Genomic DNA, 22,356 nt, shown 5'->3' with positions numbered 1-22,356 from the left:
CAGGCGATCAGTTGATGATGTTCTGCCGTATGCGCCAGTCGGGCAGGCCGTAGTGCTCAGGCCAAGGGTAGACCTCCTTGTCGTTGAAATAGACGACCGCCGTGAGTTTGGGGAACGCGGGCAGGGGCTGGCGCACTTCGGCGTCCCATGCCGCGACATAGTCCTTGCTGCCGGAATAGCCGAGTTCGGCGACGACAATCGGCTTGTTGAACTGGACGACCCGGTCGTATCCCGGCTTCAGCAACTCGGAGAAGGTCCGGTCCCGGCCATACTTGTCCCGGTCGAATTTCTGCAGGCCGAAGACCGACAAGCCGATCACGTCGACATAGTTGTCGCCGGGATAGTAGGCGGCCAGTCCGTCATCGCCTTTCGGCGACCACATGAACGCGGCGTGGGGAGCCAGCGTCTTGCAGCGATCGACGACATGTTTATAGGCCGCGATATAGTCCGCCGGGTTCCAGTTCGCCCAGGAGAAGCGGCCCCTCTTGTCTTCCATTTCGTGCGCGAAGCGTATGGTGACGGCGGTTTTCATGCCGCCGGCGATCCTGCAAATGGCGTCGAGGTTGGGATCGTACTTGCCCGACAGGATGCCGTCCCTGAGCTCGGTCGGCGTGACGCGCCATTGCTGCGACCACGTCCATGGCTCGATCGTGATCAGGATGGTTCTCGCTCTTGCGGCCGCATAAGTATCGGCCGCGGGCAGGCTCGCGAGATCGACATCTTCCCACGGCAGGAACAGATGCTCGATCTTGACCGTCTTGTCGCTGCTGAAGGCGCCATAAGGATCGTAAGCGCCAAAGTCGGGGGCCGTGCCCTGTGGCGTCGCCGCTTGTAACGGGTCGGTCGACGCGCCGAGCGACAGGTTGGCCGACATGGTCACGCCGGCCGCCAATCCCATTGCGACGAGAAGCGCCAGGCTCCTCGGATAAGATTTCATCGTCCGTTTCATCACATCACTCCATGTCTGTGTTGAGGATTCTCGGGCTTTGCGTAGATCGCCCCGATATCGCTGCCTTCCTCCTGGGTTTGATTTGCCTTCCGCCCATGCGGCTGTGCCGCTGTCGGCCGGCCGATCGAGGTTACGGTGAAGCCGCTCACACCGGCTGCGTCCGCATCGACGGCATTGCGCAGGTCGATGAGCGTTCTGCGCCTCATGATCTTCGCCAGCCGCGGGAATTCGAGATCCCTGAACTCCGGCCAGTCGGTGACCAGGACGATCGCCGAGGCGCCGTCGGCGCATTGGTAGGGATCGGTGCAGAAGGTCACCTCGTCCAGTATGGCGCGCGACCGTTCCATTGCCTGCGGGTCGAAGGCCCTTATTCTGGCGCCGGCACGCTGAAGAGCCTCGATCAGCGGGAAGGCCGGGGTCTCGCGAACATCGTCGGTGTCGGCCTTGAATGCGAGACCGAGGATGGCGATGACTTCGCCGTCCACCGAACCACCGAGCGCATCGATGACCTTCAATGCCATGCGCCGCTTGCGCGCGTCGTTGACCGCGACGGTCTCCTCGACGAGCCTCAGGGGAACGCCATAGTCCTGCGACGTCCTCAAAAGGGCCAGCGTGTCCTTGGGAAAGCACGAGCCGCCAAAACCAGGCCCGGCTTTCAGGAAGCTGGCGCCAATCCTGCGATCGAGACCGATCCCGAGGGAGACTTTCTCGATATCGGCGTCGACGCGTTCGCAGAGGTCGGCGACCTCGTTGATGAAGGATATCTTGACGGCCAGGAAGGCGTTGGCCGCGTATTTGATCAGTTCGGCCGTTCTGCGCTCGGTCTTGACGACGGCAATGCCGGCTCCGATGAGAGGGGCATAGAGGCGGTCCAGCATGGCGAAAGCCGGCGCGTCCATGGCGCCGACGACGATCCGGTCCGGCTGCAGGAAATCGCCGACGGCGGATCCTTCGCGCAGGAACTCGGGGTTGGAGGCGACAGAGAATTCGGCGTCGGGGCGCGTCCTTGAAACGATCCGGGCGATCTCGTCGCCAGTGCCCACGGGCACGGTGGATTTTGTCACGATCACCGCATAGCCGGTCAGCGCGGTCGCGACCTCCTTGACCGCGCCATACAGGAACGACAGGTCGGCGTTGCCATCCCTTGGCCGGGGCGGCGTGCCGACGGCGATCATCACCACGCTTGATCCATCGACGGCCGCGGCGCAATCGGTGGTGAAGGAAAGTGTGGCCGCCTTGATGCCCTGCCTGACCAGGCTTTCCAGCCCCGGCTCGTAGATCGGAATGATGCCCTGGCGCAGATCGGCGATCTTGCGCGCATCATTGTCGACACAGATGACCTGATGGCCCCAGGCCGCAAAACAGGCTCCCGAGACGAGGCCCACATATCCTGAACCGACGATGGTTATCCTCATGGCAGGTTTCCTTTGTTCCCGAGGGTCTCGGCCTGGCTGTCCCACCAGATTTCGAAACGCAGCTTCCCGGCCTTGACCGCCGTCTGCCCGGCTCCGGATGGGCCGTAGGTGAGACGCGTGAGTTTGAGAGGTTCGGCGCCGGCCGCCATCGTGTCCAAGCCCTCGAGGCCGTGAGCCGACAGCGAAACCACGGAGATCGTCGAGACCACGGCGGCGAACGCGCTCTGTCTGATGAGGCCGACATTCGGGCTCAGCGAATTCTCGTAGGCGTGCCTCAGGATGATCACGACCAGGATCAGCGCGTAGACGATGGCGTTGAATATGGCGAAGAAGTAGAAGCCGCGCCCGGCCGTCACATTGTCGACGAGGATCGCCGGCAGCGCCGAGGCGATCGACAGCGCCGCGTACGGAACGATGATCCGGAAGGGCAGGACGTCCGTAGGCGCGGCACCTTTCGGTGTCACGCGAAAATCGACGAATGTTCCGGTAGCCCAGTCGCGAAAGGCCGCCAGTATTCCGGCCAGCGCCCACGGCCATCTGGCGAACGGGAAGAGGACGCCTTCCCAGCTGAAGACCTTGGCATAGGTTGGGCGCCACCAGCCATTGGCACGAAACAGGGTGTTTATCGATGTGAGAATGATCGTCGAAGGCAACAGGTGCTTGAAGAATTGCGGAAAATCCGTTCCGACGAAATTCATGTCGAACAGAAGCGCCACGATCGGAATGGAAAACGAGAGCGCCATCGTGGTGCAGAACAGCCCGTACCAAAGCTGGCAGAAGAGAAATTGAAACCGCAGCTTCAAAGGCAGTTTCCCGATATAGTCGGGGGTGTATTTGATGAGCAGCGTCATGATGCTGCGTGACCACTGGAATTCCTGCGTCGCGAGATCGGCGAAGGTCTGAGGCCCGTCGCCATTGGCGATCGCATCGATGGCGTGGGCTCCCCGCCAACCCCTCGCATTCATCATCAGGGTCGTGGAGTGATCCTCGGCGAGCTCCGGCCCCAGACCGCCAATATCCTTCAGCGCGGCCGTCCGAACGGCGTAGTGCGAGCCGAAACAGATTGGGGCCCAACCGCCATTATAGCCGGCCTGCAGCGCGCCGTGGAGAATGCCTTCGGCGTAGAGCCGGCTTCTGGCAGACCAGCTGTTGCCCGCGTTCCTGTCGCAGATGCTTGGCGCCGAGACATAGCCCACCCGAGGATCGCAGAAGGGCGCCAGCATGTGCCGGAGATAGGAGGGCGAGGGGACGTGATCGGCATCCAGCTGGGCAACGAAATCGTACCGGTCATAGCCGTAATTGTCGTAGAAGAAGGCAAGGTTTCCCTCCTTGCACCTGGTTCTGCGCGGCCATTGCGGCCTGTGATAATCGTCGCGTCCCTTTCGCGTGGAGACAAAAACGGAATGCGCCCGGCACCAGGCCAGCGTCTCTTCGGAGGGATCCTCATCCGCCAGCCATGTGTCGTGCCGGAGGTCCTGTGCGCACATCGCGGTGAGGGTTTCGGCGATGATGGAGAATGGCTCCGAGGGCGCCTTGGTCACGACCATGGCGACGCGGCGGGTCGCGGACAGGCTTATGCCGGGCGCCGGAACTCTCGATCGCAGGAATATCGTCAAGGTGTAGAGCGGCATGGCCATTGTCAGCGCTACCAGCGCCGAGACGGTCAGGAACCGCACGGTTCCGACATTGTGAGCCGGGTCAAGCCACCATGACCAGAAATAGACCAGTGACGCCAGCCAGAGCAGGTAGGCCGAAACATAGGCGGCCTTCTGCGGCCTGGTCATCAAGGATACCAGAAACGAATTGCGCTCGCGGCCGCGGGAAGCCACCTTGTTGGCTGTCGTACCGGAGGTCCGGTGCGATGGCGCGAGAGCGGCTCTCATCGCGTCGCCTCGAGGCCGAAGAAGGGAGCGGCCGTCCTAACGATCGTATCGATGTCGGAAAGCTCCGGCACGAAGCCGAGGTGCTCGCGCGCATTGAGCGGATCGGCATAGAGCTCGGCCGGATCTCCTGGACGCCGGGTCCTGTAGACCGCCGGGACCGGTCGCGCGGTCATGCGGCTTACCGCCTGGAGGATTTCCCTGATCGAGATGCCTCGCCCGGTGCCCAGATTGACCGACAGGCTCTCGCCGCCGGCCTCGAGGTGGAGGAGCGCCTTCAGATGCGCCCGGGCGAGATCGCTGACATGGATGTAGTCGCGCACGCAGGTGCCATCCGAAGTATCGTAATCGGTACCGAACACCTCGATCTCGTCGATCAGCCCCGAGGCGGCCATCAGCACTCTGGGCACCAGGTGCGTCTCGGGTGAATGCCATTCCCCGAGCTCGCCATCGGGGTCGGCGCCGCAGGCGTTGAAATAGCGCAGTATGGCGTATTTCATGCCATAGGCGGCCGCGTAGTCGCCGATGATCTGCTCTCCCATCAGCTTGCTGCGCCCATAGGGGCTGATCGGATTCTGGGACGAGTTCTCGCGCACCGGTAGTGCCTCCGGTACACCATAGGTCGCGCAACTGCTGGAGAAGATGATGTTCCCGATCGCGTTTGCGCGGGCCGCGTCAAGCACCGCGATGGTCCCCGCCACATTGGTCGAATAGTATTCGGCCGGCTGGTGGACAGACTCCCCGACATAGGCCAGCGCCGCGAAATGGATGACCGCGCTCGGCTGATACTTGCCGATGGCCTCTTCCAGCATGCTCCTGTCCCGGATGTCGCCGACGACGAGCGGCCCCCATGCAACCGATCTTTCGTTACCGCGGCTCAGATTGTCGTAGGCCACCGGAAGATAGCCGGAAGCCGACAGCAGCTTGCAGGTGTGGCTGCCGATGAAGCCCGCACCGCCTGTCACGAGTACCGCGGGGCGGGTCATGACACGGCGGCCTCTTTGATGGCCCGCGTGCCGTAGAGCAGGGCATCGAAATACGCCACCGTGCGGGCGAGGCCATGGCTCAGGCTGATCGTCGGCTCCCAGCCGAGATATTGTCTGGCGAATGAGATGTCCGGCCTGCGTTGCCTGGGATCGTCGATGGGCAGAGGCCGGTGCACGATCCGCGATCGCGAATTCGTGTACTCGACGACCTGCCTTGCCAGATCCATGACCGTAAATTCGGCAGGGTTGCCGAGATTGACCGGATGCGCCGGCGGCGTCGGCGCTCTCATGAGGCGGATAAAGCCTTCGATCAGATCGTCCACGTAGCAGAACGACCGTGTCTGCATGCCGCTGCCGTAGACGGTCAGGTCCTCGCCACGCAGCGCCTGGACGATGAAGTTCGACACCACGCGTCCGTCGTCGGGCTGCATGCGGCGGCCATAGGTGTTGAATATCCGCGCGACGCGGACGTCGAGGCCGAACGTCCTTGAGTAATCGAAGAACAACGTCTCGGCCGAGCGCTTGCCCTCGTCGTAACAGGATCGCGGGCCGTGCGTGTTGACGTTGCCGAGATAGCTTTCCGGCTGCGGATGCACCAGCGGGTCGCCATAGATTTCCGAAGTGGAGGCCTGGAAGATCCTGGCATTGTGGCGCCGCGCGAGTTCCAGAAGGTTCAGCGAACCATGGACGCTGGTCTTGAACGTGTGGATCGGATCGGCCTGATAGTGCGGTGGTGAGGCGGGGCAGGCGAGGTTGTAGATTTCATCGACCGGAATGTCTTCCGGCAGCGCATCCACGATGTCGTGCTCGATGCACCTGAATGCCGGACCGCCCAGCATGGCCTGCAGATTGTATCTTTTGCCGGTATGGAAATTGTCGATCGCGACGACGTCGTATCCGTCGGCCAGCAGTCGCTCGCATAGATGCGAACCCAGAAATCCCGCGCCTCCGGCAACCAGTGCGCGGCGTCCGCGAGCCTGCCTGTTGTTTGCCTCGTCCCGCAGTTTCAGAACCTTGACAACCCTACTCATGGTCTTCCCCTTACGCACTGCGCACACCATCGCCCGGGCAGGACAAAGCGCTGCCCGGCCACGTCCCTGCGGACGCGACAAAACCCTCCGCTCGCGCGGACACGCCATCTCTGATGTGCGCTAGCTGTTCTTAGAGTTCGCAGAACCGGTGCTGCGCGGCCCGTCGTGGCCGCTCAGCAGTCCAGATGCCCCGAATTCACGACTACCGGATTGGTGCCATCATCGCCCGCTACCCGCGTAAATTGCACATCCCAACGACCCAAAAATATACCTGTGGACATCGTAGTCAACTAAATTAGCAATCGCTTAACTAAAATCATTCGTGATTGGTTAATCATGATGTCGTCGTCTGCTTTCGAGGCGCTAAGCCATTCGGCGGTTGACGCCGCGCGAAACAGGGGATCTTGATCGTGCGAAGCAGTGTAAATTAAATATAGACAAAATTATAAAGTCGATAATAGTGGAAATCCGCCCTTCATTCCCAAGGGTATAGGCCAAAATTACTGGAGCAATAAATATGCTTTATCATTATATCCTAAGAAAACAATGTGATTGGCGGCCAAATCCACTTGGGCTGCAAATGTGAGATGAATTACCGATATAAGGGTTCCAATTCGCCGATGCGTCAAAATTATATGCGATATTTGTCTTCTCTCTGGAGGCGAATTTCGAGGTAGAAGAGGCGTGATCGCCGGTTTCGGAAGTTTGGCAGCCGGAGATGGAAAGAATTGTGATCATGGCTATAAAAAAATTTCTTGCGATACTCATGCTGGATGAGCTGCAAGAGGTGTGGGGTTCGCCTTTACTCTGGTAATATTCGCGCATCAAGCTTCTCCGAATTCGGAAATGTCGCCCCAAAAGCCCGAATCGCTGCCATGAGGCCATCTACCCTCCATTATGCTGTCAGTCGTTAATTTAGCGATAGCTACTGATCGCCTGGGTAGAATGAATCGGCGTCAAACTCCGGGCAGGCTGCTCCGGCTGATGTCCTTGATGGTTGTATCTTGGCGCCGAATTCGACAAGACATCCGGGTGCGCTGCCGCCTCCTTGATCGGGTGGAGCGTTTGCGCGACGCTGCCAACGCATTGCGCCCCTCTTACCAGGTTTGATCATAAGGTGACCGACTGAATGCGCTCTCTGTTTGTGTTGATCCTGCTGGCCGGCGCTGGCATTGGCCTGATCTACCCCTGGGCGATGACCAATTTTTCCGGCCGCGAGATCGGCACCTGGCGAGTCTACGAGCAGGGTCGTTTCAGGCCGCTGACCGTGTCGCTGAGCAGCAGCGACGCGCCGGTGCGGGTCCTGGTCGATCTCACCGCGAGGGCGGAACGCATCGTTTCACAGCAGCGCACCGTCTTGACGCTGACCGCCGCCACCAACGGCCGAACCGTGCTTGCCTCGACGCTGCAGTTCAACCACGTCGACAATCCTCGCCAGGCCTCTCCGCAACTGCCCGACAAGATCTTTCGCGACGATGCGGGCGTGATCGCGACGGTCAATTCCGGTTCCTATGTCTTCACCGCCGGTCCTGGCGACGCCGAGGACATCCCGATGCGTGCGGTCGATCTCGTGCTGCGTTCCGGGGTCGGTGAAACCGATCGGCGGGCGCGGCCGATAGGTCTCTCGCTGATGGCGGTCGGCTTGATCGGTTTTCTGTTGTCTCGGCGTTCCGGGGGAGGTCGTCCCGAAAATCCCAACTCGCAGCCGCCTCCGCCGCGCTGGGGAAGGGGAGCCAAGTGAACTACCGTCACGCCTATCATGCCGGCAACTTCGCCGACGTCGTCAAGCACGTCGTGCTGACGCGCCTGCTCGAATATCTGAAGCAGAAGGACAAGGCGTTTCGCGTCGTCGACACCCATGCCGGTACAGGCCGCTACGACTTCTCGTCGGTCGAGGCGCAGAAGACGGGCGAGTGGCAAGGTGGCATCGGCAGGCTGGTTGGCGCTTCGTTGGATGCCGGGGTGGCGGCTTTGCTGGCGCCGTATCTGGAGACGGTAGGTTCGCTCAATCGAGAGGGGGGCATGAGGAAGTATCCGGGCTCCCCGCTGCTTATCCGCAACCTTCTGCGCAAGCAGGACAGGCTTTCGGCCATAGAGCTGCATCCGAAGGACGCCGCGAAGCTGAAGGCGGAGTTCGCCGCAGATTTCCAGACCAGGGTAATGGAGCTGGACGGCTGGCTGGCGCTGGGTGCGCATCTGCCGCCGAAGGAAAAGCGCGGCCTGGTACTCATCGATCCGCCATTCGAGGAGGAAGGCGAGTTTGGCCGCCTCGTCGATGGGCTGGTGAAGGCGCACAAGCGCTGGCCCGGCGGCATCTACGCCCTTTGGTATCCGATCAAGGACCGCAAGGCGGTGATCGCCTTCAGGAAGGCGCTGAAGCAGTCCGGCATCCCGAAACTCCTCGACATAGAATTCGAGATCAGGCCGGCCTCTTCGGAGCCTAGCCTCGACGGCACCGGCATGGTGGTGGTCAACCCTCCCTTCACGCTGGAAGGCGAATTGAGAACCATCCTGCCGGCGCTGCACAAGGTGCTCGCCGTGCAACAGCCGGCGGACTGGTCGCTGGAGTGGCTGGCCGGCGAGCAGGCTTGAGGACGGCATCCAAGGCAATTCTCATCGCGGGCGATGCCGCCGCGCTCTGATTCTCAGGCGCTGCCCGCCTGGTGGAGGCATGCCACGACGACACGCACCCCGCATGTCGCGGCACGTCAACGGGCGCCAGTTCGCCTGCGGGCGATTTTCTAGGGGCGCGCCTTGCACGTCCTTTCCGGAAACCATTGTTCGGGCTGCCGCTTGACCGCACGTCAGCGAATCCGCAGAGTGCGCGCAATCGACCTTTGAGAGGCTGCCATGACTCGCTTCGCCAAATCCGCACTTGCTGCCCTGATTTCGCTCTGCACACCGCTTGCCGCGCCTCTCGGTGCCATCCAGGCAACCCAGGCGGCCGACCTCGGCGTTTATTCCGACGACGATGGCGGCGTCTGCGGCCAGCCCTGGGTGCTGAGCAAGATCACCCACCGCTTCTCCTATCAGGTGCATCACGTCCCGCATCTGCCGGATGTGCAGATCACCGACTTCCGGCGCATCCATCAGCATCGCTATCTGCCTGCCAATGACACTTGGCCGATCGGCCGCCGCTATTGCGGCGCCACCGTCAGCCTCTCCGACGGCCGCGACCGCACCATCTGGTACCTGATCGAGGAAGGTCAGGGCTTCGCGTCGATCGGCGACAACGTCGAGTTCTGCGTGTCGGGCTTCGATCGCTGGATGGTCTACAACGGCCGTTGCCGCGTGCTGCGCTAAACCCGGTCTGGTTTCCGTTCTTCTGGCGCCCGCGGCCTGAGCCGCGATGTCTTGACAGAGGTGCGGTCCCTCGCATGCCGGCGTTGTCGTGGCCATCACACGATAGAGCTTGACGATCTCAGGTCGTGACGACCTGGGGGCCGCTCTGATGCTGTCGAGCGCCGCCTCGCGCTTTTCGGCATCATGCCCAGGGCATCGCTATCTCCCGCGTCGGGTTGCTTCGGCCTGATCGACGATCTTGCGAAGAAAGGCGATATGGCCGCGAAAGGCCCGTCGCCCTGTTGTCGTTGCCTTCACCCGGGTTCGCGGCCGCCGGTCGACGAAGAGCTTTTCGACATCGACATAGCCGGCCCGAGCCAGCGTATCGATGTGCGCCCCGAGATTTCCGTCGGTGGCCTGCAGCATGGCCTTCAGTTGGGTGAACTCGAGAGCCTCGCGCCTTTCCAGTGTGTTGAGGATGGCCATGATTCTCAGCCGCGTGCCTTGGTGGATGATGTCGTCGGCGCTCATCAACGGGCTCCAATGCCGCAAAGCCTTCTGGCTGTCACCATGGGCGTCTGTCACGGAATACTCTGCAATACAGAGTTATCTGTCAATTGACGATGAGGTGATGGTGTGTGCTTGACAAGGTAATCTCGGATCGCTTGCCGCATCACATCGATGATCTGGACGTGCCTGCTGGTTCGCGCAAGATGACTGCCTCGATGAGGCGAGCCGTCGTGATATTGGTCGCCGATCATCATAAGCGGCTAGTCTTCGCAGGCTCGCGGATCATACGCGCCGAGAATGCCGACGCCGGATTGCTGCGAAGCTCAGAAGATCAAAGCGGTTTTATGCGTTGATGAGTGCGATCGCGTGCCGATCGCAACCAAAATTTAAGCTGACGAAATCATACCATTGCTTCGCTGGCTAGCGAGCCGCGAGTCAGATATGCATTGCGCGCCGGGGTCATTCACGGCCATCGGCATAACGTGAAGGGGCATGACATGGCTAAGCAGTCATCTAAAGCGCCGGCAGCCAAGACACCGGCAAAGAAAGCACCCGCAAAAGCAGTGGCGGCCAAGGCCGCGACGGCAGTGAAGAAAGCAGCGCCCGCCAAGGCGGCGGCGAAACCAGCGGCCAAGGCTGCACCGGCCAAGAAGCCGGCAGCGGCCAAGGCTGTTGCGAAGCCCGCGGCCAAGAAGGCTGCACCCGCGAAGGCCGCGGCGAAGCCCGCCGCAAAGGCAGCGGCAAAGCCGGCAGCCAAGCCGGCGGCCAAGGCTGCAGCGAAGCCCGCGGCCAAGAAGGCTGCGCCCGCGAAGGCCGCGGCGAAGCCCGCCGCAAAGGCAGCGGCAAAGCCGGCAGCAAAGCCGGCGGCCAAGGCTGCAGCCGCCGCGACGAAGCCTGCCGTGAAGAAGGCCGCAGCGCCGAAGGCGAAGGCCGCGCCCGCGAAGGCTCCGGCCAAGAAGTAGACCGGGCCGTTGGGGCGTCACGTGGTCCCGTGGGACTCGGCAAGGACGCTCTGACGCTCTGGATTGAACGTCTTCGGCGACGGGATTGGGTCCCGGCGCTGAACGTCGGGGAAGGGATCGAGGGTAAGCAAGCGAGGCGCCGACTGGCTGCCTCGCTCCCTTGTGCGTTTTCTTCGCTATGATTGGCGACGGTGCCGGCGCAACGCCTGGCCCCGTGAGGCTTCGCGATTCATATCGCGTCAGCCTGCCGATTGCCTGTGTTTTCCAGCGTCCAAATCCGTAAGCCTGTCCTGGCGTCTGGTGCTGAAGCCGCGACCGGCTTCTGGCAGTTACCTTTTTGTGTTCTGGCGGTTGATCGCGACACGGCGTCCGGTCAACACTGGGCTTTCGCAAAACAGGAAACCGATCATGCCTAAGCTGCTCTATGCATCCACGTCTCCCTATAGCTCCAAAGTGAGGATGGCGGCGACCTATGCCGGGATCGCGATCGAGCTGGTGCCGGTCAAGACCGAGGACAGGCCGGCTGAATTGATCGGTGCGAACCCGCTCGGCAAGATCCCGGTTCTGGTGCTGGAAGACGGCCGCTCGGTTCATGACAGCAGGGCCATCACACAGCATCTCAACCGGCTTTCGAAGAACGCGCTATTTCCGCGCAATCCCGACAAGCGGCTCGAGGCGGAGGGGCTCGAGGCGCTGGCCGACGGCATCTGCGATTGCGCGCTGTCGATGGTCTACGAGCGTCGCACCCGGCCCGAGGAAATGGTCTATCAGCCCTGGCTCGATCGTCAGTGGGCGAAGATCACCGCCGCGCTCGATCTGCTCAACGCCAATCCGCCGAAGCTGCCGAAGAAGATTACCGTCGGCCAGATGGCCTTGCGCGCCTGTCTCGGCTACCTCTCACTGCGTTTTGGCGGTCAGTGGGAGAAAGGCCGTAGCCGGCTCGTGCGCTGGGCGGCGCGCTTCGACGAGAAATTCCCTGAGCTGAAGGGAAGCATTCCGGCCTGAAGTCCGATCATTGGCCGATCGGAAACAAAAAAAGCCGGGCGCGAGGCCCGGCTTTTTCGTGTCGTGGCTTGAACGACTTAGAACTTCATACCGACGCCGAAGGTGACGCGGTTGTCGGTGTTCTTGACGCTGCCGATGCCGCCGCCGAAGTCCTTCGAGCCGAAGTCGGTATAGCGATACTCGACACGGCCGAACACGTTGTCGGTCAGCTTGATGTCGGTGCCGACGCCGGCCGTCCAGCCGATCATGGTAGCGGAGTCGCTGCCAGGAATGACCGAATCCTCGACCTTCAGGCTTCTGCCGGCGAGACCGCCGGTGCCGTAGAGCAGGATTTCCGGGGTCACGGCGTAGCCGAGACGGGCACGCAGCGAGCCTTCGAAGCCGCCCTTCGAGTTGATGCCGTTGTCGTCACCCTTGACGCCGTTGTAGCCGAGTTCGGCTTCACCGCCGTACACGAAGTTCTCCTGCTGCCACTGATAGCCGCCGAAGACGCTGCCGACGAAACCGCTGGTCTTGGTCGAATCGCCGAAGTCCCTTTCCTTGGTCTTGCCGCTGAAGCCGTAGCCGACGTTCAGACCGGCATAGGGGCCGGCCCAGGACGCGACAGGCAGTTCGGCAACCGGAGCGGGCGCCGGCGGCTCTTCCTGGACAACGTCCGCAGCATAAGCGGTACCGCCGAGGGCGAAGAGCCCGAGCGCGACAGCCAGCGGCCGTGCGAATTTGAGATTGGCTTGCATTGTTCTTTACTCCTTAAGCCACAGGACACAGGCTTGTTTCTTACGATCGCCATCAACCCGTCCGGGGGGTGAAACGGATCTGGCGTTCGTCGGTTCCAAATGTCGTGTCAAAATGCGGCTGAAGCGAACCTGAACTTGGGTCATTCCCCGGCGCGAATGAGGCAGAACCTTGACGTTGCATCTTCGCAACAGCGAAATGTCAGCAGCCGTTCCATGTTGCGCTGCACACCGCTTGGTGCAAGGAGTCCAGCGCCCTATATTGCGGCCCAGCGGTTCCGAGTCCAAGAAGAGTCGGCATGCCGAACCGGGCAGTTCGCCACAATGCTGCCCCAGGTGCGAACGCCGTTTAACGCATGCAGGGCCATATTTCGTCGGCGTCGTGTTTTGGGGCCGAAATTGAGGATTGACAGCAGATGAGCAAAGCCACTGCCACGGCGCTGGTGACGGGCGGGGCGAAAAGGATCGGCAAGGCGATCGTCGAGGACCTAGCCGGTCATGGTTTCGCGGTTGCCATTCACGCCAACCGCTCGCACAGCGAGGCGGATGCCCTGGCTGCAGCGATCAACCGCTCCGGCGGCCGCGCAGCCGTGGTAAGCGCCGACCTGACCGACGTGGATGCCGTCAGCGATCTTGTCGGCCAGGCGGAAGCCGCGCTGGGACCGATCTCGCTGCTGGTCAACAACGCTTCGCTCTTCGTCGATGATTCCATTGAAGGTTTCGATTGGGAGGCCTGGGACAGGCACTTTGCCATTCACGTGAAAACTCCAGCACTTCTGGCGCAGAATTTCGCCCGCTCCTTGCCGGAGGGGCAAGACGGGCTGATCGTCAACATCATCGACCAGCGCGTCTGGCGGCCGACGCCGCGCTATCTTTCCTATGCGCTGTCGAAGTCGGCCTTGTGGACGCAGACGCAGATGCTGGCGCAGGCGCTCGGCCCGCGCATTCGCGTCAACGCGATCGGCCCGGGCCCGACGCTGAAGAATATGCGCCAGGATGATTCCGATTTCGACGCACAGGTGGCCGGCCTGATCCTCAAGCGCGGCCCGGAATTGCCGGAATTCGGCGCCACCATCCGCTATCTCTGGGATACGCGCTCGGTCACCGGCCAGATGATCGCGCTCGACGGCGGCCAGCATCTTGCGTGGCAGACGCCCGATGTGACAGGCATGGCGGAATGAGTCCTCTGGAACACAAAAACAAGGCGCGCGGCGGCGCCGATGATCTTCCTCCCGAAATCGACCTCGAGGATGAGGCGCTCGAGGAGATCATCGAACCTGCCGGCCCCGATATCGCCTTCACGGCCATCGACTGGACGCCGCATGCCGGCGACGCCGAAGGCATGGTCGGCGCCGAGGTGATCCAGACGCTGGTCAAGCGGCTGCCCAACGCGCCTGGCGTCTACCGCATGATGAACGCCGCGGGCGACGTGCTCTATGTCGGCAAGGCACGCAGCCTGAAGAAGCGCGTCACCAACTACGCGCAAGGCAGGTTCCACACCAACCGTATCGGCCGCATGGTGCGCGAGACGTCGACGATGGAGTTCGTCGTTACCCGCACCGAGATCGAGGCGCTGCTGCTCGAAGCCAATCTTATCAAGCGCTTGCGGCCGCGATTCAACGTGCTGATGCGCGACGACAAGTCGTTTCCATACATCCTTCTGACCGGCGACCATGTCTCGCCCGGCATCTACAAGCATCGCGGCGCGCGGTCGCGCAAAGGCGACTATTTCGGCCCGTTCGCCTCGGCCGGCGCCGTCGGCCGCACCATCAATTCGCTGCAGCGCGCCTTCCTGCTCAGAAGCTGCACCAACTCGTTCTACGAAAACCGAACGCGGCCATGCCTGCTGTACCAGATCAAGCGCTGTGCCGGTCCCTGTACCGGCGAGATATCGCATGAGGGCTATGCCGAGCTGGTCGCCGAGGCGAAGGACTTTCTCTCCGGCCGTAGCCAGAAGGTGAAGACCGAGATTTCGGCCGCCATGCAGGAGGCATCGCAGGACCTCGATTTCGAACGCGCCGCGATCTACCGCGACCGGCTGGCGGCCCTGTCGCACGTCCAAAGCCATCAGGGCATCAACCCGGCGACCGTCGACGAGGCCGATGTCTTCGCCATCCATCAGGAGGGCGGCCAGGTCTGCATCCAGGTCTTCTTCTTCCGCACTGGCCAGAACTGGGGCAACCGCGCCTATTTCCCGAAGGCCGATCCGGCGCTCGAGGGGTCCGAAGTGCTGGGCTCGTTCCTGGCGCAATTCTATGACGACAAGCCCACGCCCCGCGCCATTCTCCTGTCGCACGCCGTCGAGGATCAGGAACTGCTGGCGGAAGCGCTCTCCACCCGCGCCGGACGCAAGGTGGCGATCTCGGTGCCGCAGCGCGGCGAGAAGAAGGACCTGACCGACAACGCCCTGCAGAACGCGCGTGAGGCGCTAGGCCGCAGGCTGGCGGAGACGTCCACGCAAGCGCGATTGCTCGCCGGTTTCGCCGAGACCTTCGGCTTGGCGAAACCGCCCGTGCGCATCGAGGTCTACGACAACTCGCACATCATGGGCACCAACGCCGTCGGCGCCATGGTGGTCGCGGGGCCGGAAGGTTTTGTGAAGAACCAGTACAGGAAGTTCAACATCCGCTCGACCGAGATCACGCCTGGCGACGATTTCGGCATGATGCGCGAGGTCATGGAGCGACGCTTTTCGCGATTGCTCAAGGAACATGGCTATGTGGTGCCCGACGATGCTTCGCAGGAAGCGGCGGATGATATCGAAGACGACATTTCCGGCGGCTTCCCGGCCTGGCCCGACGTCATCCTGATCGACGGCGGCCAGGGCCAGATGACGGCTGTGCGCAAGATCCTGTCGGATCTTGGCATCGAGGACCGCGTCGTGGCGATCGGCATCGCCAAGGGGCAGGACCGCGATGCCGGCCGCGAGCGATTCTTCGTGAAGGGCAGGGATTCGTTTTCGCTGCCCGTGCGCGACCCCGTGCTCTACTTCGTCCAGCGGCTGCGCGACGAGGTCCACCGCTTCGCCATCGGCTCGCACCGGGCCCGCCGCAAGAAGGAAATGGTCAAGAGCCCGCTCGACGAGATCGCCGGCATCGGCCCTGGCCGCAAGCGCGCCTTGCTGCTGCATTTCGGCACCGCCAAGGCGGTCAGCCGCGCGGCCATCGAGGATCTGAGGAAGGTCGACGGCATTTCCGAGCAGGTCGCCAAGCTGGTCTACAATCATTTCCACGAGAGTTGATGCATCACGCTTTCACACGCATTAGGGTATTTTCGGCTGGCCAATCGATTTTGGCCTGTTGACCCCCCACATTCGCTTCTGATTTGAGTACGCAGGCAGAGAGAGTCCTTGAAGACATGGCCCAGCGCGCGTTCAACCTGCCCAACATACTGACCTACGCCCGCATCATCGCGGTGCCGCTGGTGGTGCTGTGCTTTTTCCTCGAGGGCCATCTGAAGTCGAGCGATTTTGCCCGCTGGTCGGCGCTGGTCATCTTCCTGCTCGCTTCGATCACCGATTACCTCGACGGCTATCTGGCGCGGGCCTGGCAGCAGACCTCCAACATCGGCAAGATGCTCGATCCGATCGCCGACAAGCTGCTGGTCGCCACCTGTCTTTTGCTGCTTGCGGCCGACACCGACCGACATGCCGGCATCGCCGGCTGGTCGCTTTGGGCGGCGATCATCATCCTGTGCCGCGAGATTCTGGTTTCCGGCCTGCGCGAATATCTTGCGGCGCTGAAGGTTTCGGTGCCGGTCACGCAGCTGGCCAAATGGAAGACCGCCATCCAGATGGTCGCCATCGCCTTCCTGCTGGCGGGCCCGGCCGGCGACAAGGTCTTCCCGCTGACCACGCAGACCGGCCTGGTGCTGCTGTGGATCGCCGCACTCGTCACGCTCTACACCGGCTACGACTATTTCCGCGCCGGCCTCAAGCACATCATGGACGAGTGAGATGACCACCCGTCTCATCTATTTCGCCTGGGTGCGCGAACGGATCGGCACATCGGAGGAAGAGGTCGAATTGCCCGATGGCATCGAGACTGTCGCCGACCTCTTGCGCTGGCTGCAATCGCGCGGCGAAGGCTATGAGCACGCCCTGCAATACCCAGACGTGATCCGCGTTGCCATCAACCAGGAACATGTCGACCACCGCGAGAAGATAGCGGGCGCACGCGAAATCGCGCTGTTCCCGCCTATGACCGGGGGCTGATCCGTGTCGGCCGGCCTGGTACCGACAGTGCGCGTCCAGCGACAGGATTTCGACGTCGCCGCGGAGATCGCCGAGCTGACGCGAGGCCGCACCGATATCGGAGCGGTGGTCACCTTTTCCGGTCTTTGCCGCGACGAACAGGGGGCGCTTTCGGCGCTCGAGTTGGAGCACTATCCGGCCATGGCGGAGGCCGAAATCGGCCGTATCGCGGCGCAAGCGCTGGAGCGCTGGTCCCTGCAGGGCCTTGCCGTCATCCATCGCCATGGCAAGATCGCGCCGGGAGAGAACATCGTGCTGGTCGTGGCTGCCTCGGCACATCGCCAGGCCGCGTTCGAGGCGGCGAATTTCCTCATGGATTATCTGAAATCGCGCGCTCCCTTCTGGAAGAAGGAACATCGTGTCGACGGCGCCGAGGGCGGCTGGGTCGAGGCGAGAGAGGCCGATGCGCTGGCGGCTCGGCGGTGGAAGTCGAAAGGGCCCGAATAAATTCCCGTCGCAGCCATGCATTGACCGCAATCCTTTGGCCAATTGCCTGAGCTGATCAGCCCGGGCGTTGGCAGCCCGGCGCAAGGGAGGTGGTCATGCTGGACAGGATCGCGGAGTTCTTCGTTTTCGGTTTCGTGCCGCTGGTCGTCGGCATTCTGGCGGTGCCGGAACAGTCCGTGGCCGCCGAGAAGACGGTGAAGGGCGAGGTGGTCTACCGCGAACGCATCGCCCTGCCGCCCAGCGCCGTGCTCTCCATCCAGCTTGCCGACGTCTCCCTGGCCGACGCGCCGGCCACGATCATCGGCGAACAGAAGATCAAGCCGGCGGGCCAGGTGCCGATCAGCTTCGAGATCAAGTTCGACCCCTCCGTGATCCGGTCGCGGATGACCTACGCGCTACAGGCCCGCATCACTGTCGACGACAGGCTGATGTTCATCTCCGATGTGCGTCATCAGCTCGATCCGCTGAGCGATGCGCCGCAGACGGTCGTGCTGAAGATGGTCGCGCCCAACGATGCTGCCGAAGCGGCTTCAATGCTTGGCCAGAGTTGGCTTGTCGAATATATCGATGGCATTGGCGAGATACGCGAGCCGCAAGCCACCTTCAGGATCGGCAAGACGGGCAAGGCCGGCGGCAACGGCCCCTGCAATGTCTATTTCGCCACCGCCAGGGTCGATGGCGGGTCTATTTCCATCAGCGGGATCGGCTCTACCTACAAGGCCTGTGCGCCGCAGGTGATGGCCGAGGAAAAGGCCTTGTTCGATGCGCTGGCCAGGGCGGCGTCATACAAGATCGATGCCGGCAGGCTCACCATTTCGGACAAGGACGGTCGCGAAATTCTGCGTTTCAGCGCCGCGAGCTGATCGGTTCACTATGCGCGTTGCGTGACCAGGCCGCCTTGTCAGGCAAGCCTTACGTGCAGCTATGTCTACACAGTATCTGATATGTGCCGCCTGGAGATCCAGCGGTTGGCAACCGGCATGAAAAAGACCGGCGAGAAGCCGGCCTTTTCCAGATCAGAACGGTGGATGCGGGTTCAGCCGACGATCTCGGTGTCGGAGAACCAGTACTTGATCTCCTGCGCGGCGGTTTCGGGCGCATCGGAGCCGTGCACCGAATTCTCGCCGATTGACAGTGCATGCACCTTGCGGATGGTGCCTTCTGCCGCGTTGGCCGGGTTGGTGGCGCCCATCACTTCGCGGTTCTTGGCAATGGCGTTCTCGCCTTCCAGCACCTGGACGATGGTCGGCGCCGAAGACATGAACTCGACCAGCTCACCGAAGAACGGGCGGTCCTTGTGGACGGCATAGAAGCCTTCCGCCTCGCGGCGGCTCATCCATACGCGGCGCGATGCGACGACGCGCAGGCCGGCGTCTTCGAGCATCTTGGTGATGGCTCCGGTGAGGTTGCGCCGCGTCGCGTCCGGCTTGATCATGGAGAAGGTGCGTTCGAGCGCCATGGGTCGTCCTTGTCTGAGAATGGAATTGAGAGTGGCGGGCTCTATACAAGCCGCCCGGCTCATTGCCAAGGGGTGAGGGACGGTCCGCGAACCTGGCGGAAAGCCAATTGCCCGGCTTTCCGCGTGAGGAGCATCCGGAGCAGTGGCGAAAGGCCTGTGCGATGCACGTTTATGTGTGAGGCCGGCAGGCCCGATGGCTGCATCGGGACGGCTGTAAAGCAACGGTTTGCTTGCTATAGTCGCCAAGTCGGGGCCGCGCTGAAGTCGGCCCGAATGGAGACAAAACGACCATGACAGACGATCGCCAGGAGCGCATTCGCAACCGCGCACATCAGATCTGGCAGGAAGAAGGACAACCGGCGGGCCAGCACGAGCGCCATTGGCATCAGGCGGCGGCCGACATCGACCGGGAGGACGGCGCGGGCAAGTCGTCGGCCAAGAAGTCGGCCAAGAAGGCAACCGCCACAGGCAAGGCAAAAGCCGAGCCCAAGGAAGCCAAGGCGGCCAAGAAAACCGCCAAGCCGAAGAAAGCGGCGGCCAAATAGATCCATTCACCAGGCCGCCGTTTTTTCAGAAATTGGGTTCAGGGCGCGGGGCCTGCGACAGGGCCGGGCGCGGGCCTCACGCCGCCGCAACCTGTCGTCCGAGCCCGCCGTGCAGATCGAGACAGCGGGCGAACCATTGCGCCACCGCGTCGCTGTCTTCGAGAAGCGGATAGGGCGAGGCCACGCGTGCCCATTGCAGCGCGCCGAACACGATATAGTCGCAAAACAGCGGCGCCGCGCCGCCGATGAAGGGCTGGTAGCTCAAGGTCGAGCGCAGAGGCTCCAGCGCGGTGCGGAACGCTGTTAGCCCGGCGTCGCGCGTCGCCACCACGCCTTCCAGCGTCTTGCCGAGGCGTTTTTCCCGGCTCTGCCGGAAATAGGCGGCATTCTCCTCGTCCTGCATGGCATGAAGGTCGACGAGCGCGGCCGTGGTGACATAAGGGTGGATGGTCAGTTGCGACCAGCGTTCGATGAAGCGCGCCATTGCCTTACCGCCTTCGCCGCCGAAAAGCGTCGGTCGGTCCGGATAGGTCTCATCGAGATAGAGGGCGATAGCGAAGGAATCGACGACCACCTTGTCGCCGTCACGGATCACTGGAACTGTTTGGGAAATGCCGCCTTCGACGGAAGGCACTTCGAGGAAGCGTGTCGGCACGGTCGAGATGTCGAGCCCCTTGTGGGCGAGCGCCATCTTTCCTTTCCAGCAATGCGGGCTGAACGGCCGCGCGGCGTCTTGTCCGACGAGATCATAGAGCAGAATGGTCATTGGCGTCTGCATTCCTGCGCGTTAGGTAGGCCGATGTCGATGCAAGCCGAGGGGAAGCCATGAGACAGCATTTCATGATGTTTGCGGCCTATAATCAATGGGCCAACAGTCGCATCTACGATGCCGCCGGCGAACTCGACGAGGAGGCGTTCAACCGCGACGTCGGCGCCTTCTTCGGCTCGATGATGGGCACGCTCAATCACCTGCTGGCGACCGATCGCATCTGGATGAAGCGCTTTACCGGCGAGGGCGACGCGCCGACGACACTGGATGCCATCCTGCACCGCGCCCTGCCAGGCCTGCGCGCGGCGCGCGAGGCGGAGGACCGGCGGATCATCGAGTGGCTTGGCAGCCTCAGCGACAAGATGCTGACGGGTCGCTTCACCTATATGACCGTATCGGACATGCGCACCGTCTCGCAGCGGCTGGCGCCGGCGCTGGCTCATGTCTTCAATCATCAGACGCATCACCGCGGTCAGGCTCATACGATCCTGACAGTTCTCGGCCGCCCGTCGGTACAGCTCGATCTGGCGCATTTCCAGCGCACCGAGGAAGGGCGCGCCTTTGCCTGATCTCGCCGTTTGGGGCTACCGCGGATTTCATAAAGTTAGTTACTTCCAGAAAAATTAGACAAATTTTTTTGCTGGAAGCAAAAAGTATAAATTTCAGCAATAGCCAAGATAAAAAATAAAGAAACTAAAACACATCCATCAACGTTCATGTATCTGCATGCAGAGTATTTTCCGTATGTCGGATTTTTTGCTGCAGTGCAGAAGTAAAGTGACCACATGGAGAGTGTCATGGCTGGAATCTGCAAGGGTATCGCCAGTGCGCTGGCGAGTGGTGCGATTGTCGTCATTCTTTCCCTGCCGGGATATGCGGCTGGCGGGATTGGCGTTGGTGTCGGCGCCTCGGTGGGCGGCAGCGGCGGCGTTAATGCCGGCGTCGGCGCCTCCATCGGAGGCAGCGGTGGTGTCAGCGCCGGCGCCGGGGCCTCGGTGGGTGGCAGCGGCGGCGTCAACGCGGGAGCAGGCGCCAATGTCGGCGGCTCAGGCGGCGTCAGCGCCGGGCTCGGCGCTTCCGTCGGCGGCAGCAACGGCATCAATGCCGGCGCCGGTGCCAATGTCGGTGGGGCGGGCGGTGTCACCGCCGGGCTTGGCGCCAATGTCGGCGGAACAGGCGGCATTGGCGTGGGTGTCGGGGTGGGCGTCGGCGGCGGAACCAATCCCAGCAATCCGTCAAATCCGTCCAATCCGAGCAATCCGTCCAATCCCAGCCATCCCGGCCTGCCGGGTGTCGTGGCTCAGATGTCCGGGAGCCAGGTGGCGCGTATGAAGAAACGCTGTGTCGATGTGCTCAACAGTGAGGGCACCTATGACCGCGATCTGCGCCAGTTGTGCCTGCTCATTGCCCGCCGCTGATCAACGTTTGGGTGCAAATCGACAATGAAGGATGCGGTTCGCAGCTGCGGGCCGCATCCTGATTTGACGCATTGATCGCTTCATAAGACATCACGGGCGGGCCACGCCGGCTATCGCTGCATTTTCTGCTTCAGCATGACCTTAACATCAGGCCATTCGGAATCGATGATGCTGAAGCGGACGGAGTTACGCTTGCGTCCGTCCGGCATGATCCGCTCGTTGCGAACGATCCCTTCCTGCTTGGCGCCTATCCGAAGAATGGCGGCTCTCGAAGCCGCATTCAGTTCGTCGGTGGTGAATTGCACCCGCACACACTGCATGACCTCGAACGCATGGGCCAGAAGGAGGTACTTCGCCTCGGTGTTGACCCCTGATCGCTGGACCGAACTGGCGAGCCATGTATGCCCGATCTCCAGCTTTCTGTTCGTGCGATCGATTTTCCAGAACCGCGTGCTGCCGCAGATCCGTCCAGTGCTGCGCAGGATAATCGCATAGGGCATGACAGTCCCGGCCTGCCGTCCGGCCAGGGCGCTGGCAATATAGCCATCGATCGTAGACGGCCCGGGAACCACCGTGGCCTTCAGGGTCCACAGCTCGCCGTCCGCGGCCGCGCCCAGAAGCCCTTGCGAGTGCTCTGGCTGAAGGGGCTCAAGCTCGACGAGTGCGCCGACCAGCGGCGGCTGCCTGGATTGCACGTCCATTGATCTCTGGC

General features: G+C 62.2%; 24 protein-coding genes. 14 read left to right on the top strand and 10 right to left on the bottom strand.

Annotation, left to right across the window (positions count from 1 at the left end; genetic code table 11):
* Positions 1-7: 7 nt before the first annotated feature.
* Genes FFS37_RS25880 through FFS37_RS25860 form a run of 5 tightly spaced genes read right to left on the bottom strand, consistent with a single transcriptional unit; the run spans position 8 to position 6,261 of the window.
* Positions 8-949 (bottom strand): glycoside hydrolase family 26 protein, encoded by a 942-nt coding sequence (locus FFS37_RS25880; protein ID WP_408631450.1) that lies wholly within the window; start codon positions 947-949, stop codon positions 8-10.
* Positions 949-2,364, bottom strand: coding sequence for a UDP-glucose dehydrogenase family protein (locus FFS37_RS25875; protein WP_137933804.1), 1,416 nt, complete (start codon positions 2,362-2,364; stop codon positions 949-951). Before FFS37_RS25875 ends, FFS37_RS25880 begins: the two co-directional genes overlap by 1 nt.
* Positions 2,361-4,247 carry a glycosyltransferase family 2 protein gene (locus FFS37_RS25870; RefSeq protein WP_171026418.1) on the bottom strand — a complete coding sequence of 629 codons (1,887 nt, stop codon included), beginning with the start codon at positions 4,245-4,247 and terminating at the stop codon, positions 2,361-2,363. Before FFS37_RS25870 ends, FFS37_RS25875 begins: the two co-directional genes overlap by 4 nt.
* Complete coding sequence (gene galE, locus FFS37_RS25865; protein WP_137933802.1) at positions 4,244-5,230, bottom strand: UDP-glucose 4-epimerase GalE; 987 nt, start codon at positions 5,228-5,230, stop codon at positions 4,244-4,246. Before galE ends, FFS37_RS25870 begins: the two co-directional genes overlap by 4 nt.
* Entirely contained in the window at positions 5,227-6,261 is a 1,035-nt protein-coding gene (locus FFS37_RS25860) for a UDP-glucuronic acid decarboxylase family protein (protein WP_137933801.1), read from the bottom strand. The genes galE and FFS37_RS25860 overlap by 4 nt, the downstream gene beginning before the upstream one ends.
* A gap of 1,129 nt (positions 6,262-7,390) precedes the next feature.
* On the opposite strand from FFS37_RS25860, the gene FFS37_RS25855 reads away from it, so the two are divergent.
* From FFS37_RS25855 to FFS37_RS25845, 3 genes are all read left to right on the top strand, one after another.
* Positions 7,391-8,002, top strand: a complete 612-nt coding sequence (locus tag FFS37_RS25855) for a hypothetical protein (protein WP_137933800.1) — start codon at positions 7,391-7,393, stop codon at positions 8,000-8,002.
* On the top strand, positions 7,999-8,853 hold the full coding sequence (locus FFS37_RS25850; protein ID WP_137933799.1) for a 23S rRNA (adenine(2030)-N(6))-methyltransferase RlmJ: 855 nt from the start codon (positions 7,999-8,001) through the stop codon (positions 8,851-8,853). Before FFS37_RS25855 ends, FFS37_RS25850 begins: the two co-directional genes overlap by 4 nt.
* Before the next feature lie 258 nt (positions 8,854-9,111).
* Positions 9,112-9,564: a hypothetical protein gene (locus FFS37_RS25845; RefSeq protein WP_137933798.1), complete on the top strand. Its 453-nt coding sequence runs from the start codon at positions 9,112-9,114 to the stop codon at positions 9,562-9,564.
* 198 nt (positions 9,565-9,762) lie between these two features.
* On the opposite strand, the gene FFS37_RS25840 is transcribed toward FFS37_RS25845, so the two are convergent.
* Complete coding sequence (locus tag FFS37_RS25840) at positions 9,763-10,074, bottom strand: transcriptional regulator (RefSeq protein WP_137933797.1); 312 nt, start codon at positions 10,072-10,074, stop codon at positions 9,763-9,765.
* Between the two features lie 476 nt (positions 10,075-10,550).
* Here FFS37_RS25840 and FFS37_RS25835 point away from each other — a divergent pair, with 476 nt between their 5' ends.
* Entirely contained in the window at positions 10,551-11,015 is a 465-nt protein-coding gene (locus tag FFS37_RS25835; RefSeq protein ID WP_137933796.1) for a histone, read from the top strand.
* Positions 11,016-11,423: 408 nt separating this feature from the next.
* The gene (locus FFS37_RS25830; protein WP_137933795.1) at positions 11,424-12,020 is read left to right on the top strand and encodes a glutathione S-transferase; all 597 of its coding nucleotides are present in this window, start codon (positions 11,424-11,426) and stop codon (positions 12,018-12,020) included.
* 77 nt (positions 12,021-12,097) lie between these two features.
* On the opposite strand, the gene FFS37_RS25825 is transcribed toward FFS37_RS25830, so the two are convergent.
* On the bottom strand, positions 12,098-12,757 hold the full coding sequence (locus FFS37_RS25825; RefSeq protein ID WP_137933794.1) for an outer membrane protein: 660 nt from the start codon (positions 12,755-12,757) through the stop codon (positions 12,098-12,100).
* A 413-nt stretch (positions 12,758-13,170) separates the two neighbouring features.
* On the opposite strand from FFS37_RS25825, the gene FFS37_RS25820 reads away from it, so the two are divergent.
* The 6 genes from FFS37_RS25820 (at position 13,171) to FFS37_RS25795 (ending at position 18,316) form a co-directional block, all read left to right on the top strand.
* Positions 13,171-13,935 (top strand): SDR family oxidoreductase, encoded by a 765-nt coding sequence (locus tag FFS37_RS25820; RefSeq protein ID WP_137933793.1) that lies wholly within the window; start codon positions 13,171-13,173, stop codon positions 13,933-13,935.
* Complete coding sequence (uvrC, locus tag FFS37_RS25815) at positions 13,932-15,995, top strand: excinuclease ABC subunit UvrC (protein ID WP_137933792.1); 2,064 nt, start codon at positions 13,932-13,934, stop codon at positions 15,993-15,995. The genes FFS37_RS25820 and uvrC overlap by 4 nt, the downstream gene beginning before the upstream one ends.
* Positions 15,996-16,111: 116 nt before the next feature.
* Positions 16,112-16,708, top strand: a complete 597-nt coding sequence (gene pgsA / locus FFS37_RS25810; protein ID WP_137933791.1) for a CDP-diacylglycerol--glycerol-3-phosphate 3-phosphatidyltransferase — start codon at positions 16,112-16,114, stop codon at positions 16,706-16,708.
* A gap of 1 nt (position 16,709) precedes the next feature.
* Positions 16,710-16,967: a molybdopterin converting factor subunit 1 gene (moaD, locus tag FFS37_RS25805; RefSeq protein WP_137933790.1), complete on the top strand. Its 258-nt coding sequence runs from the start codon at positions 16,710-16,712 to the stop codon at positions 16,965-16,967.
* A gap of 3 nt (positions 16,968-16,970) precedes the next feature.
* Entirely contained in the window at positions 16,971-17,453 is a 483-nt protein-coding gene (locus tag FFS37_RS25800; RefSeq protein ID WP_137933789.1) for a molybdenum cofactor biosynthesis protein MoaE, read from the top strand.
* A gap of 95 nt (positions 17,454-17,548) precedes the next feature.
* Positions 17,549-18,316, top strand: coding sequence for a YbaY family lipoprotein (locus FFS37_RS25795; RefSeq protein ID WP_137933788.1), 768 nt, complete (start codon positions 17,549-17,551; stop codon positions 18,314-18,316).
* A gap of 173 nt (positions 18,317-18,489) precedes the next feature.
* Here the strand turns inward: FFS37_RS25795 and ndk are convergent, their stop codons facing one another.
* A complete protein-coding gene (gene ndk / locus FFS37_RS25790; protein WP_137933787.1) occupies positions 18,490-18,912 on the bottom strand; it encodes a nucleoside-diphosphate kinase in 423 nt (140 codons plus the stop codon).
* A 290-nt stretch (positions 18,913-19,202) separates the two neighbouring features.
* On the opposite strand from ndk, the gene FFS37_RS25785 reads away from it, so the two are divergent.
* The gene (locus FFS37_RS25785; RefSeq protein WP_137933786.1) at positions 19,203-19,457 is read left to right on the top strand and encodes a DUF2934 domain-containing protein; all 255 of its coding nucleotides are present in this window, start codon (positions 19,203-19,205) and stop codon (positions 19,455-19,457) included.
* A gap of 76 nt (positions 19,458-19,533) precedes the next feature.
* Here the strand turns inward: FFS37_RS25785 and FFS37_RS25780 are convergent, their stop codons facing one another.
* Entirely contained in the window at positions 19,534-20,223 is a 690-nt protein-coding gene (locus FFS37_RS25780) for a glutathione S-transferase family protein (protein ID WP_137933785.1), read from the bottom strand.
* A 59-nt stretch (positions 20,224-20,282) separates the two neighbouring features.
* On the opposite strand from FFS37_RS25780, the gene FFS37_RS25775 reads away from it, so the two are divergent.
* Both FFS37_RS25775 and FFS37_RS25770 read left to right on the top strand, forming a co-directional pair.
* Positions 20,283-20,795 carry a DinB family protein gene (locus FFS37_RS25775; protein WP_137933784.1) on the top strand — a complete coding sequence of 171 codons (513 nt, stop codon included), beginning with the start codon at positions 20,283-20,285 and terminating at the stop codon, positions 20,793-20,795.
* Positions 20,796-21,023: 228 nt separating this feature from the next.
* Entirely contained in the window at positions 21,024-21,644 is a 621-nt protein-coding gene (locus FFS37_RS25770; RefSeq protein WP_137933783.1) for a DUF5641 domain-containing protein, read from the top strand.
* A 110-nt stretch (positions 21,645-21,754) separates the two neighbouring features.
* Here the strand turns inward: FFS37_RS25770 and FFS37_RS25765 are convergent, their stop codons facing one another.
* The gene (locus FFS37_RS25765) at positions 21,755-22,345 is read right to left on the bottom strand and encodes a GNAT family N-acetyltransferase (RefSeq protein ID WP_137933782.1); all 591 of its coding nucleotides are present in this window, start codon (positions 22,343-22,345) and stop codon (positions 21,755-21,757) included.
* Positions 22,346-22,356 lie beyond the last annotated feature (11 nt).

Origin of the sequence: Mesorhizobium comanense (assembly GCF_005503535.1) — a bacterium.
GTDB lineage: Bacteria > Pseudomonadota > Alphaproteobacteria > Rhizobiales > Rhizobiaceae > Mesorhizobium > Mesorhizobium comanense.
Note: the sequence above shows the minus strand (reverse complement) of the source record. Positions and strands in the feature narration are given on the sequence as shown.